14 protein-coding genes are annotated in these 13,236 nt (G+C 71.8%); all 14 read left to right on the top strand.

Annotation, left to right across the window (positions count from 1 at the left end; translation table 11 throughout):
* The first annotated feature begins 183 nt into the window (after positions 1–183).
* The 14 genes from tilS (at position 184) to Q9S71_RS03660 (ending at position 13,203) form a co-directional block, all read left to right on the top strand.
* A complete protein-coding gene (gene tilS, locus Q9S71_RS03725) occupies positions 184–1,212 on the top strand; it encodes a tRNA lysidine(34) synthetase TilS (RefSeq protein WP_311860580.1) in 1,029 nt (342 codons plus the stop codon).
* Between the two features lie 9 nt (positions 1,213–1,221).
* Positions 1,222–1,773, top strand: coding sequence for a hypoxanthine phosphoribosyltransferase (gene hpt / locus Q9S71_RS03720; RefSeq protein WP_064003607.1), 552 nt, complete (start codon positions 1,222–1,224; stop codon positions 1,771–1,773).
* 69 nt (positions 1,774–1,842) lie between these two features.
* Positions 1,843–3,846, top strand: coding sequence for an ATP-dependent zinc metalloprotease FtsH (gene ftsH / locus Q9S71_RS03715; RefSeq protein ID WP_311860579.1), 2,004 nt, complete (start codon positions 1,843–1,845; stop codon positions 3,844–3,846).
* A gap of 10 nt (positions 3,847–3,856) precedes the next feature.
* Positions 3,857–4,447, top strand: coding sequence for a GTP cyclohydrolase I (gene folE / locus Q9S71_RS03710; RefSeq protein WP_253035019.1), 591 nt, complete (start codon positions 3,857–3,859; stop codon positions 4,445–4,447).
* Positions 4,444–5,253, top strand: a complete 810-nt coding sequence (gene folP / locus Q9S71_RS03705; RefSeq protein ID WP_311860578.1) for a dihydropteroate synthase — start codon at positions 4,444–4,446, stop codon at positions 5,251–5,253. Before folE ends, folP begins: the two co-directional genes overlap by 4 nt.
* A complete protein-coding gene (gene folB / locus Q9S71_RS03700) occupies positions 5,250–5,615 on the top strand; it encodes a dihydroneopterin aldolase (protein ID WP_311860577.1) in 366 nt (121 codons plus the stop codon). The genes folP and folB overlap by 4 nt, the downstream gene beginning before the upstream one ends.
* Positions 5,612–6,148: a 2-amino-4-hydroxy-6-hydroxymethyldihydropteridine diphosphokinase gene (gene folK / locus Q9S71_RS03695; protein WP_311860576.1), complete on the top strand. Its 537-nt coding sequence runs from the start codon at positions 5,612–5,614 to the stop codon at positions 6,146–6,148. The genes folB and folK overlap by 4 nt, the downstream gene beginning before the upstream one ends.
* Complete coding sequence (locus tag Q9S71_RS03690) at positions 6,145–6,636, top strand: DUF3180 domain-containing protein (protein WP_064003613.1); 492 nt, start codon at positions 6,145–6,147, stop codon at positions 6,634–6,636. Before folK ends, Q9S71_RS03690 begins: the two co-directional genes overlap by 4 nt.
* On the top strand, positions 6,581–7,156 hold the full coding sequence (locus Q9S71_RS03685; protein WP_311860574.1) for a PH domain-containing protein: 576 nt from the start codon (positions 6,581–6,583) through the stop codon (positions 7,154–7,156). The genes Q9S71_RS03690 and Q9S71_RS03685 overlap by 56 nt, the downstream gene beginning before the upstream one ends.
* Entirely contained in the window at positions 7,153–8,832 is a 1,680-nt protein-coding gene (locus tag Q9S71_RS03680; protein ID WP_311860572.1) for a PH domain-containing protein, read from the top strand. Before Q9S71_RS03685 ends, Q9S71_RS03680 begins: the two co-directional genes overlap by 4 nt.
* Complete coding sequence (locus Q9S71_RS03675) at positions 8,829–9,536, top strand: DUF2520 domain-containing protein (protein WP_311860571.1); 708 nt, start codon at positions 8,829–8,831, stop codon at positions 9,534–9,536. Before Q9S71_RS03680 ends, Q9S71_RS03675 begins: the two co-directional genes overlap by 4 nt.
* Positions 9,533–10,276 (top strand): formylglycine-generating enzyme family protein, encoded by a 744-nt coding sequence (locus Q9S71_RS03670; protein ID WP_311860570.1) that lies wholly within the window; start codon positions 9,533–9,535, stop codon positions 10,274–10,276. The genes Q9S71_RS03675 and Q9S71_RS03670 overlap by 4 nt, the downstream gene beginning before the upstream one ends.
* A 120-nt stretch (positions 10,277–10,396) precedes the next feature.
* A complete protein-coding gene (gene lysS, locus Q9S71_RS03665) occupies positions 10,397–11,920 on the top strand; it encodes a lysine--tRNA ligase (RefSeq protein ID WP_311860569.1) in 1,524 nt (507 codons plus the stop codon).
* Between the two features lie 257 nt (positions 11,921–12,177).
* A complete protein-coding gene (locus Q9S71_RS03660) occupies positions 12,178–13,203 on the top strand; it encodes a LacI family DNA-binding transcriptional regulator (RefSeq protein ID WP_311860568.1) in 1,026 nt (341 codons plus the stop codon).
* Positions 13,204–13,236: the final 33 nt, after the last annotated feature.

The following is a 13,236-nucleotide window of genomic DNA, read 5'->3' as shown; positions in this document are numbered from 1 at the left end:
CGCGAACAGCCGTCTTCGGCCCCTGTCGGCGCGGTTTCACCTGCATTCGGCACGCCGCCGTGCACCGTATGCAGTCTCCACGCCCGTGGCGGGCGCCCGCCACGGCGCGGAGTCACGCGCGAGCCCCGACGGGCCTCGGCGCCGCAGACTGAGTACGGGACACCGGCCGGATAGCGTGGAGCCGTGCCGTCCCTGAACCCCGCTGTCGCCGAGGTCCGTCGTGCCGTCCGCGCTGCCCTGACCGGGCTTCCGGAGGGCGCCGTCGTCATCGTCGGACTGTCGGGCGGCGCCGATTCGCTGGCTCTGGCCGCGGCCGTCGGGTTCGAGGCGCCGAAGCTCGGGCTGCGGGCAGCCTCGGTCACCGTCGACCACGGTCTGCAGCCGGACTCGGCCGAGGTCGCCGCCCGCGCCGCGCGCGCGGCCGCACGCCTCGGCCTCGACCCGCTCGTCGTGCGCGTCGAGGTCGGTGCCGACGGCGGACCTGAGGCCGCCGCACGCGGTGCGCGGTACCGCGTGCTCCGGGATGCCGCGCGCGACGCCCGCGCCGCCGCGTTGCTCGTCGCCCACACCCTCGACGACCAGGCCGAGACCGTCCTCCTGGGGCTCGCGCGCGGATCGGGGGCGGGCAGCCTGCAGGGGATGGCGGCGGCATCCGATCTCGACGGCGTCCCGCTGCTGCGGCCCCTACTCGACGTCCGCCGCGCGACGACGCGGGCCGCCTGCGCCGCGCAGGGCCTCGAGCCCTGGGACGACCCCCACAACGAAGACGCGCGCTTCACCCGTGTGCGCGTGCGCGAGCGGGTGCTGCCCGTGCTCGAGGCTGAGCTCGGTCCGGGCATCGCCGAGGCGCTCGCCAGGACGGCGGCGCAGCTGCGGGAGGACGCCGAGGCCTTCGACGAGATGATCGACGAGACCATCGAGGACATCGTCGAGCACGCCGAGGCCGGCATCGCCGTCTCGGTCGCCGCGCTCGCCGCCAACCCGCCGGCGTTGCGCCACCGCATCATCCGGCACGTCGTCGCGAGCGAGTTCCACGCCTCGCTGACGCGCACGCAGACCCTCGAGGTGGCGCGGCTGGTGACGGACTGGACCGGGCAGGGTCCCATCGACCTGCCCGGATGCCGCGCCCGCCGCATCGGCGCGATGATCGAGTTCACGGGAGCCGAGGCCGGGACGGGCGCCCGATTCCCGGCATCCGATCGCGAACTTTAGACTTCTGCAATGCGCGCAGCCGAGATCGCCGACCAGCTCACCGATGTCCTCGTCACCGAGGAGGAGATCCAGGCCAAACTCGAACAGCTCGCGCGGCAGGTGGAGGCCGACTACGAGGGCAAGGATTTGCTGCTCGTGGGCGTGCTGAAGGGCGCGGTCATGGTCATGGCCGACTTCGCGCGCTCGCTCAAGCGTCCGATCGAGATGGACTGGATGGCGGTCTCGTCGTACGGCGCCAGCACGAAGTCCAGCGGTGTCGTGCAGATCCGGAAGGACCTCGACACCGACATCTCGGGCAAGCACGTTCTGATCGTCGAGGACATCATCGACTCGGGCCTCACCCTCAGCTGGCTGCTCGAGAACTTCGCGTCGCGCGGCGCGGCGTCGATCGAGGTGCTCGCGCTGCTGCGCAAGCCCGAGGCTGCCAAGGTCGAGATCGACTGCCGCTACGTCGGCTTCGACATCCCCGTGGAGTTCGTCGTCGGCTACGGACTCGACTTCGCGGAGAAGTACCGCAACCTCCGCGACGTGGCGGTCCTCGCACCCCACGTCTACGCCTGATTCCGCGCGGTACGCCGAAAACGAACGCACAGACCCCGCATAGCCCTGCGGGGGTAGCCTGAACGCACCATGAACGTCAAGAAGCTCTCCCGCAACCCGTTCGTCTACGTGGTTCTCATCGGCGTGCTCTTGATCGTCGGGATGACCCTCATCACCAACCTGACGGGTGCCCGCAGCATCACGACGCAGGAGGGCCTGAAGCTCCTCGGCGGCGACACCGTGACGCAGGCGACCCTGACCGACGGTGACCAGCGGGTCGACCTCACTCTCAGCGAACCGTTCGAGGGCGCGACGAACGTGCAGTTCTACTACGTGGCAGAGCGCGCCGATGCGGTCGTGCAGGCGGTGGACTCGGCCGCTCCGAAGGACGGCTACAACGACGTCGTGCCGCAGACGAGCTGGTTCGGCAGCCTCATCTCGATCCTCCTCCCCATCCTCATCCTCGGTCTGCTCTTCTGGTGGCTGCTCTCGAGCGCCCAGGGCGGCGGCAGCAAGGTCATGCAGTTCGGCAAGTCGCGCGCCAAGCTCGTGACGAAGGAGACCCCGACGGTCACCTTCGCCGACGTCGCCGGGTCCGACGAGGCGATCGAGGAGATGCAGGAGATCAAGGACTTCCTGCGCGACCCCGCCAAGTTCCAGGCCGTCGGTGCGCGGATCCCCAAGGGCGTGCTGCTGTACGGCCCTCCCGGAACGGGTAAGACCCTCCTCGCGCGCGCCGTCGCCGGCGAGGCCGGGGTGCCGTTCTACTCCATCTCGGGTTCGGACTTCGTCGAGATGTTCGTGGGTGTCGGCGCGAGCCGCGTGCGCGACCTCTTCAAGGAGGCGAAGGAGAACGCGCCCGCCATCATCTTCATCGACGAGATCGACGCCGTCGGACGCCACCGCGGCGCCGGCATGGGTGGCGGTCACGACGAGCGCGAGCAGACGCTCAACCAGATGCTCGTCGAGATGGACGGCTTCGACCCGAAGGTGTCGGTGCTCGTCATCGCCGCGACGAACCGTCCCGACATCCTCGACCCGGCTCTGCTGCGTCCGGGCCGTTTCGACCGCCAGATCGGTGTCGACGCCCCCGATCTGAAGGGGCGCCAGAAGATCCTCGAGGTGCACGGTCGCGGCAAGCCGCTCTCGCCCTCGGTCGACCTCGCCGTCATCGCGCGCAAAACCCCCGGCTTCACGGGTGCCGATCTCGCCAACGTCCTCAACGAGGCAGCCCTGCTGACGGCCCGCTCGAACGCGCAGCTCATCGACATGCGTGCCCTCGACGAGGCCATCGACCGCGTGATCGCCGGTCCGCAGCGCCGCACCCGCGTCATGAAGGACAAGGAGAAGCTCATCACGGCATACCACGAGGGCGGCCACGCCCTCGCCGCCGCCGCGATGAACAACACCGACCCCGTCACGAAGGTCACGATCCTGCCCCGCGGCAAGGCGCTCGGCTACACGATGGTGCTGCCGCTCGACGACAAGTACTCCGTGACCCGCAACGAGCTGCAGGACCAGCTCACCTACGCGATGGGCGGACGTGTCGCCGAGGAGATCGTCTTCCACGACCCGACCACCGGTGCCTCGAACGACATCGAGAAGGCCACCGGCATCGCCCGCAAGATGGTCACCGAGTACGGCATGACCACCGACGTCGGACCGGTCAAGCTCGGCTCGTCGTCGGGTGAGGTCTTCATGGGCCGCGACATGGGCCACGGCCGCGACTTCAGCGAGCGGATCGCCGAGCGCGTCGACGCCCAGGTGCGCGGACTCATCGAGCAGGCGCACAACGAGGCCTACCAGGTCATCAACGACAACCGCGAGATCCTCGACCGGCTCGCGCTCGCGCTCCTCGAGAAGGAGACCCTCGACCACCTCGAGCTCGCCGAGATCTTCAAGGACGTCAAGAAGCTCCCGCCGCGCCCGCAGTGGCTCTCGAGCAGCGAGCGTCCCGTCTCGACGCTGCCTCCCGTCGAGGTCCCGCGCCGCGCCGAAACGCCGGTCGCGGCGAACACCGAGGCCGCGCAGCCGGCCGCCGAGACCTCTCCCGCGCGCCACGCGACGGGGCAGGCTCGACCCGCGACGGCCTGAGGCGGCCCGCATGGCGGTCGACCGCGAGCGCGTCGCCGAGCTGGTCCGAGAACTGCTCGTGGCCATCGGTGAGGATCCGGAGCGCCCGGGCCTGAAGCTCACACCGCAGCGCGTCGCCGACGCGTACGCGGAGTTCTTCTCCGGAGTGGGGGAGGATGCCGCGGCCCCCCTCGCGCACACGATCTCGGTGACGCGGGGGCCGGCCCCCGACACGCTGCCCTCGGGCGCCGTCATGCTGCGCGACATCCGCTTCCAGTCGATGTGCGAGCACCATCTGCTGCCGTTCGCGGGACGCGCGCACGTCGCCTACCTGCCGGGCGAGCAGGTGGTCGGCCTCGGGGCGCTGCCCCGGGTGATCGACATCCTCGCCGCTCGGCCGCAGGTGCAGGAGCGCCTGGGCGAGCAGATCGCCGACGCGATCGCCGGCTCGATCGACACCCGCGGGGTGCTCGTCGTGCTCGACGCGGTGCACGAGTGCGTGACGATGCGGGGCGGGCGTCAGACGGCGGCATCCACCGTCACCGTGGCGGCCCGCGGCGCGTTCACCGAGGCCGCGGCGCGGGCCGAGGCGATCGCCCTGCTCACGGGTGGCCGCACATGACCCTCGTCATGGGGGTCGTGAACGTCACGCCGGACTCGTTCAGCGACGGCGGCCGCTACGCCTCGCACGACGCGGCGATCGCGCACGGTCGCGCGCTGCGTCTCGACGGTGCGGACCTGCTCGACGTCGGCGGAGAGTCGACGCGACCGGGCGCCGAGCGCGTCGCGCCCGCGGACGAGCAGGGCCGCATCCTGCCCGTCGTCGAGGCCCTCGCCGAAGGCGGTGCGACGATCAGCGTCGACACGATGAACGCGAGCACCGCGGTCGCCGCCGTCGCCGCGGGCGCGCGGATCGTCAACGACGTGTCGGGCGGCCTCGCCGATCCCGACATGCTCCCCGCCGTCGCAGCCACCGAGGCCGACGTGGTCCTGCAGCACTGGCGCGGGCACTCGGCCGACATGTACCGCACCGCCGTCTACAACGACATCGTCGCCGAGGTGGTCGGAGAACTCGGTGAGCGCGTCGCCGCCGCCCGGGCGGCCGGCATCCCGGATCACCGCATCGTCGTCGATCCGGGCTTCGGGTTCGGCAAGACGCCCGAGCAGAATTGGTTGGTCGTGCGCGGCCTCGCCAGCCTGATCGGCGAGGGTCACCGGGTGCTCGTCGGGACGAGTCGCAAGCGGATGCTGGCGGCCGCCGCCGCCGGCGCGGGCATCGAGCTCGCGGGCGAGGGCGACCTGGACCTCGCGACCGCCGTCACGAGCGTCCTCGCCGCGCAGGCGGGGGTGTGGGCGGTGCGCGTGCACGACGTCGCCGCCACGCGTCTCGCGCTCGCGGTGCGAGAGGCATGGGAGGGGGAGCGATGACCGACGAGATCGCGATCACCGGCATCCGTGCCACGGGGTATCACGGCGTCTACGACCACGAACGCCGCGACGGTCAGGAGTTCGTCGCCGACCTCGTGCTGTCGCTGTCGCTCGCGCCGGCGGCGGCCAGTGACGACGTCGTCGACACCGTGCACTACGGCGAGGTCGCCGAACGGGTCGCGGCGCTGCTCGCGGGCAACCCGGTGAACCTCATCGAGACGCTCGCCGAGCGCATCGCGACCGCCGTGCTCGCCGGCTGGCCGCTCGTTCAGGCCGTCGCCGTCACCGTGCACAAGCCGGCAGCTCCCATCCCCGTCCCGTTCGGCGACGTCGCCGTGACCGTCCGGCGGTCGCGCGCATGAGCCGTCGGTTGGCCGAGGGGACACCGCCGCGCGAGCCGCGTGCCGCCGGCCCCGCCCATCGCGCGGTCATCGCCCTCGGCGCGAACCTGGGGGAGCGGGCCGCCACAATCGCCGAGGCCATCGCCGACCTCGGCCGACTGCCGCTGACCGAACTGGTCGCCGCGGCCGAGCCGATCGAGTCCGTCGCCATCACGCTGGGCGGACCGGATGCCGACGCCCCCCGCTACCTCAACACGGTGGCGATCGTCGACACCCGCCTCGCCCCGACGATGCTCCTCGGCTATCTGCACGCCATCGAGGGGCGGCACGGACGCGAACGGCGGGAGCGGTGGGGGAGCCGCACCCTCGACCTCGACCTCATCACGTACGGCGACGTGCGCTCCGACGACCCGGCGCTCGTCCTGCCGCACCCGCGGGCGGCGGAGCGGGACTTCGTCCTCGACCCCTGGCTGCGCATCGACCCCGACGCGGTGCTCCCCGGTGTCGGCCGGGTGGCCGAGCTGCGCGCCGCCCTCCCCGGAGGTGCGTCGTGACGCGCACGAACCCCCTCCTGCTCGCGGCCATCGCCGTCGTGTCGGGTGTCGCCGGTTTCTTCGTCGACCAGGTGCTGACGGGGATGGGGCATCCCAGTTTCACCCCGTCGCCCCTGCTGCCGATCCTCCTCATCGCGCTCGCCGTCGCGGTGGTCGCGGCGGCGATCCCGGTGCGCCGTGCGACCGTCGGGGCGGCGGCGCCGGTCGATCCGTTCCGGGCTTTGCGGATCGCGATGATGGCGAAGGCGTCGAGCATCGTCGGCGCGCTCGTCGCGGGATTCGCGGGCGGCCTCCTCGTCTTCGTCCTCACACGACCGGTGTCACCCTCGTTAGGCTCGACGGGTGCGGTGATCGCCGCACTGGGGGGCGGGTTGCTCCTCGTCGCCGGCGGCCTCGTCGCCGAACACCTGTGCACCATCCGGAAGGACGATGATGACGACCAGCCCGGACCCGACGAACCCGATTACGGACTCTCCCACTCCGACTGACGACGAGACCTTCTCGCGGATCCTCGAGCCGCGCGGTGCGAACCGCCTGCCGCTCGGCGACGGCACGTGGCGGCAGTTGTCGCGCAAGTACGTCCTCGGGCAGGTCATCGGCAACCTGGTGCTGCTGGTGCTGATCGCCGCGGCGGTCCTCACCCTCTGGCTCATGTTCCAGGCGACCTGGCCTCTGATCCCCGGCTCGATCCTCTTCGTCATCGTCCTCGTGACGTTGATCGTCACGCCGCGTCAGGCGCGCTCGATCGGGTACCAGTTGCGCGAGGACGACCTCGTCTTCCGCCGCGGCATCCTGTGGCAGCGGATGGTGTCGGTGCCCTACGGCCGGCTGCAGCTCGTCGACATCACGCACGGCCCGCTGGACCGGATGCTGGGCATCGCCCAGCTGAAGCTCGTCACCGCCGCGGCATCCACCGGTGTGACGATCCCCGGGCTGCCGCAGAAGGACGCCGAAGCGCTGCGCGACACCCTCATCGAGGTGGCTGAGACCCGGCGGACCGGCCTGTGAGCGACCTCGACCCGCAGCCGGCCGCTCCGGCGGACATCGGCGTGCCCGCGCCGCCGCCCGCCGCGGTGCGGTCCGAGATGAGCGACGGCGAATGGCACCGGCTGCATCCGCTGTCGCCGCTGCTGCGCGGCGGGCTGACGCTCCTCGTCATCATCGGCATCCTGATCGCGAACCTGCGCGACCGGCTCATCTCGTTCTTCCTGCCGGAGGGCTTCCGGTGGGACGAGGAGGACCCGGTCGACTTCGTGCTGCAGAACGGCATCGCCGTCCAGGCGATCGTCGCCGTGGTCGTCGGGCTGATCGTGCTGGTCGCCCTGTTCTGGATGGCGTGGCGCTTCCACACCTTCCGCATCACGGGCGACGAGGTCGAGGTGCGCAGCGGTGTGCTGTTCCGCACGCACCGGCGCGCACCCCTCGACCGGGTGCAGGGCGTGAACCTCACGCGGCCCGCCCTCGCCCGGCTCGTCGGACTGGCCAAGCTCGAGGTCGTCGGCGCGGGTCTCGACGCGAACGTCAAGCTCGAGTACCTGTCGACGGCGAACGCCGAGACGGTGCGCGGGGACATCCTGCGCCTCGCCTCCGGACACCGGACGAAGGATGCTGCGGCCCGCACGGCGGCCGGCGGTCCGCTCACCTCGCGGGTGACGGCCGGGATCTCCGAGATCATCGACGGCGTCGAGGACGACGGCACCGAAGCGGAATCCATCGTCCGCGTGCCGATGTCGCGCCTCATCCTGGCGGGGCTGCTGTCGGGATCGACGATCAGCTTCGTCCTCGTGGTGGTCGCCGTCATCGTCGGGCTCGTGCTGCAGCCGGTGTGGATCGTCCCGGCGCTCGGCGCCTCGATCCCCACGGCGATCGCCTTCGGCGCGTACGCCGTGCGTCGCTTCGTCCGGACGGTCCGCTACTCGATCGCCCCGTCGGCCTCGGGCGTCCGGGTGACCTTCGGGCTGCTCACGACGGTGACCGAGACGCTGCCGCCCGGCCGCATCCACGCCGTCGACGTCCGTCAGCCGCTGCTGTGGCGTTGGGGCGGGTGGTACCGCATCCGCATCAACCAGATCTCGGGACGTTCGGCGAGCGACACGTCGGCGGCGCAGATGGGCGACGTGCTGCCCATCGGGACGCAGGCGGACGTCGAGCGCGTCCTGCGCCTGCTGCTCCCGTCGGTCCCGATCGACGCGGCGCTGCTCGACGCGGGCCTCCACGGCCCCGCCGCGGGCGACGGGTACACGACGTCGCCGGCTCGCGCGCGCGTCATCGACCCGCTCACCTGGCGACGCAACGGCATCCTCGTCCTGCCGCAGGCCGTGCTCGTGCGCACCGGGCGCCTCTGGCCGAAGCTCACCATCCTGCCGCTCGCGCGCCTGCAGTCCGTACGCATCTCGCAGGGTCCCCTCGACCGCCGGCTGGGCCTCGCCGGGCTCACCGGCCACACCGTGCTCGGCCCGGTGTCGGGCACCGTCGCCTCGCTGGACCACGAAGAGGCGTACGCGCTCTGGAACGACATCACCGCGGCGGCCGTGGCTGCGGCATCCGCGGAATCGGTGAGCCCGGCTGCGGATGAGGAGGATGCCGCGGGGGTGGATGCGGCGGGCGCCGCGCCCGACACCGCCGCGCCCGTCACCGCCGCGCCCGTCGTCGCACCCGCCCGGCCGGAGGACGAGCGGCCGTGACGCGGGACGGCCGCCTCGGCGTGGGGGTGATCGGTGCGGGACGCGTTGGTCCCGTGGTCGGTGCCGCCCTCGCGGGCGCCGGGCATGCCCTCACCGGTATCACGTCGGGTTCGGACGACGATCGCGTCGACGCGATCCTCCCCGACCTCCCCCGGCTGAGCGCGGAGGAGGTCGTCCGCCGCAGCGAACTCGTCGTCCTCGCCGTCCCGCACGACGAATTGCGCGCCCTCGTCGCGGGCCTCGCCGAGGTCGGGGCCTGGCAGGTCGGGCAGATCGTGATGCACACCGATGCCGCTCACGGCATACAGGTGCTCGGTCCCGCCGCGTCGCGCGGCGCGATCCCCGTCGCCATCCACCCCGCCATCGCCTTCACCGGCACGTCGACGGACCTCCGCGCTCTGAAGGACGCCTACGCGGCGGTGACCGCTCCGGCCGCCGTGATGCCGATCGCGCAGGCGCTCGCCGTCGAGATGGGGTGCGAGCCCGTCGTCGTCACGGACGCCGAGCGCGCCGCCTACGGCGAGGCGATCGCCACCGCCACGACGTTCTCCTCGTCGATCGTGCGGCAGTCCGCCGACCTGCTCCGCGCCGCGGGTGTCGAGGATCCGTCGCGCTACCTCTCCGCCCTCGTCCACACGACGATCGACCGCGCGCTCACCGAGACCGCCCCCTCGATCGGCGACGGTCCGACGGCGCTGCCGTGAGCGACGTCGAGCTCGCCCGCATCCCCGCCGGGCGCGTGGAGCTCCACGACGCGCGCCGTCGCACGCGCTGGACCGTCGAGCTCGAACCGTTCGAGATCGGGGTCTATCCCGTCACGGAGGAGCAGCTCTCCGAGGTGCTGGGGATCGCGGCATCCCACCCCCGTCGTCCCGCTGTCGAGGTCAGCTGGCTGCGCGCCGTGCGGTTCTGCAACGCGTTGTCGGAGTGGGAGGGCCTCGACCCCGCGTACGCCGTCGACGGCGAAGAGGTGCGGTGGCACGTCGACAGCGACGGATTCCGCCTGCCGACCGAGGCCGAGTGGGAGTACGCCTGCCGCGCCGGGTCGACGGGGCCGCACTACGGTCCGCTGGCCGAGATCGCGTGGACGGCGGCCGACGGGGTGAGCGCACCGCAGCCGGTCGGCGGCAAGCTGCCGAACCTCAACGGGCTGTTCGACACGCTCGGCAACGTCTGGGAGTGGTGCTGGGACTTCCTCGACACGGAGCGCTACGACGACTACCGCGTGTTCCGCGGCGGCGGGTTCGCCGACGACGCCTGGAGCGTGCGGGCCGGCACCCGCCGCGGCGGGGGACCGCGGATGACGCACGACGACGTCGGGTTCCGCGTCGCGCGGGGCGGTTTCGACGCCGTCGACGCCGCGCAGGGGTGGTCGGCCGCGGCCGACGCCAAGCGCGCCGCGGGCGGCGACCCGCGTCCGCCCGGGTGGACCCCTCGCCGCTGAGCCCGGTCGACCCGCTCGGCTGTTCGCGGACGGCGGCCACCGGCATCCGCTCTCGCCGCGGAAACCGCACAGGGCCTCGCCGATAGACTGAAGGGTCGAATCCCCGAGGAGCCTTCTGCCATGACCGACGCGTCCGCGCCCACGCCCGCCGAGACGACCGACGAGGACATCTTCGAGCAGAAGGCGGTCCGCCTCGCCAAGCGCGAGCGCCTGTTGGCGGAGCGGACGGATGCCGCCGGTGGCGCCTACCCCGTCGCGGTCCCCGTCAGTACGACGATCCCTACGCTGCGGGACCGCTTCGCATCGCTCGAGGCGGGAGAGGAGACCGGCGAGACCGCCTCGGTCGCCGGCCGCATCGTCTTCAGCCGCAACACCGGCAAGCTCTGCTTCGCGGCGCTGCAGTCGGGCGACGGCAGCCGCATTCAGGCGATGGTCTCTCTCGCGGAGGTGGGCGAGGAGTCGTTGCAGGCGTGGAAGGAGCTCGTCGACCTCGGCGACCACGTCTCGGTGACCGGTCAGGTCATCTCGAGCCGGCGCGGCGAACTGTCGATCATGGTGACCGAGTGGGCGATCGCGGCCAAGGCGCTGCTGCCGCTGCCGAACCTGCACTCCGAGCTGAGCGAGGAGAGTCGGGTGCGCTCGCGCTTCCTCGACCTCATCGTGCGCGACACCGCCCGCGAGACGGTCGTCGCCCGAGCGAAGGTCAACGCGTCGCTTCGTCGCACCTTCGAGGCGCACGGATTCCTCGAGGTCGAGACTCCCATGCTGCAGGTGCAGCACGGCGGCGCTGCGGCCCGTCCGTTCGTCACGCACTCCAACGCGTTCGACACCGAGCTGTACCTGCGCATCGCGCCGGAGCTCTTCCTCAAGCGCGCCGTCGTCGGTGGCATCGACCGCGTCTTCGAGATCAACCGCAACTTCCGCAACGAGGGCGCCGATTCCACCCACAGCCCCGAGTTCGCCATGCTCGAGGCGTACCAGTCGTACAGCGACTACAACGGCATCGCCGACCTGACGCAGGAGCTCATCCAGAACGCGGCGATCGCCGTGGCCGGATCGACGACGGTGACCTGGGCCGACGGCACCGAGTACGACCTCGGCGGTCAGTGGGACCGCATCTCGATGTACGAGTCGCTGTCGGATGCCGCCGGTCGCCGCGTCACTCCCGAGACGTCGTTCGAGGAGCTGCAGGCCCTCGCGTCCGAGGCGAGTGTCGAGGTGCCCGAAAAGATCGCGACCCACGGCAAGCTCGTCGAGGAGCTGTGGGAGCACTTCGTGAAGGGCGGCCTCGAGCGTCCGACGTTCGTCATGGACTTCCCGCTCGACACGTCTCCGCTCGTGCGCGAGCACCGCAGCATTCCCGGCGTCGTCGAGAAGTGGGACCTCTACGTCCGCGGCTTCGAGCTTGCGACCGGCTACTCCGAGCTCGTCGACCCCGTGATCCAGCGCGAGCGTTTCGTCGAGCAGGCGAAGCTCGCCGCACGCGGCGACGACGAGGCGATGCGCGTCGACGAGGAGTTCCTGCGCGCGCTCGAGCACGGCATGCCGCCGACCGGCGGCATGGGCATGGGCATCGACCGCCTGCTGATGGCGATCACCGGCCTCGGCATCCGCGAGACGATCCTCTTCCCGCTCGTCAAGTAGGGCGCCGCCCTCCGCGACCGCGCGGGCGGACCCGGCCGACGGCATCCCTGCCCGCTCCCGGGCCACATCATGTGCTCACAACGACCGCATACGTCCTGCACGGTTCACGTCATGTGATCTCGTCCGGAACACATGATGTGGATGCCGGGAGGCGCGCCGCTGGCGCGTGTACGCCTGCATCCCGGGCATGTCAAGGTCTTGCTCTTTCGGCGTCTGAACCGGTTTAGTAGATCACGTTCGCCACGAAGGAGTGACCGATGCCGCCGGAGACCCGTCCCACGATCGCGGATGTCGCGCGCGTCGCGGGCGTGAGCAAGGGCCTCGTCTCCTTCGCCCTCAACGGTCGGCCGGGTGTTTCCGCCGACACGCGGCAGCGCATCATGGACGTCGCCGCCGAGCTGGGCTGGACCCCGAGCCTCAGCGCGCGGTCGCTCAGCGTCGGGCGCGCATTCGCGTGCGGACTGGTCATCGGGCGCAGTCCCGACGTGATCGCGGCCGATCCCTTCTTCCCCTCGTTCATCGCGGGACTCGAGGACGAGTTCTCCGTCACCGGCCAGGCGCTCGTCCTCGCCGTCGCCACCCCCGGCCGGCAGGAGGCGGACACGTACCGCGCCCTCGCCGCCGACCGGCGGGTCGACGGCGTGATCCTCACCGACATTCGCGTCGCCGACCCGCGCATCGCGCTGCTCGGCGAGCTCCGGATCCCCGCGGTCACGCTCGGTCGCCCCGACGTCGCGTCGCCGTTCGCCTCCGTCTCGACGGACGACGGCGCCGGCGTCCGCCTCGCCGCCCTGCACCTCGCCGCGCTCGGTCACCGCCGGGTCGCGCACGTCGCCGGTCCCTCGGGCATGCTCCACGCGCAGCGGCGCACGCAGTCGTTCCTGGATGCCGCGGATGCCGCCGCGCTCGACGTCACCATCGTGGAGACCGATTTCAGCGCCGCCGACGGTGCGCGGGCGACGGCATCCCTCCTCGACGAGCCCACCCCGCCCACGGCGATCGTCTACTCGAACGACAGCATGGCCGTCGCCGGGATGGGTGTCGCCCACCAGCGGGGACTGCGGGTTCCGGGCGACCTGTCGATCACCGGTTTCGACGACACCGAGATCGGCCGCTGGGTGCACCCGGCCCTCACGAGCGTGGCGACCGACGCCCGCGGCTGGGGCGTGACCGCCGCCCGCACCCTCCTCGCCGCGATCGCCGGCGACCCGCCCGCGCACATCGACCTGCCCGATCCCACCCTCGCCGTCAGGGGTTCGACGGCACCCCCCGCCGGCGCCTGATCGGCGTCGCACGACAGCAAGAGAGCACGACAG

The organism is Microbacterium gawkjiense, from assembly GCF_031932225.1.
In the GTDB taxonomy this organism is placed as follows: domain Bacteria; phylum Actinomycetota; class Actinomycetes; order Actinomycetales; family Microbacteriaceae; genus Microbacterium; species Microbacterium gawkjiense.
Note: the sequence above shows the minus strand (reverse complement) of the source record. Positions and strands in the feature narration are given on the sequence as shown.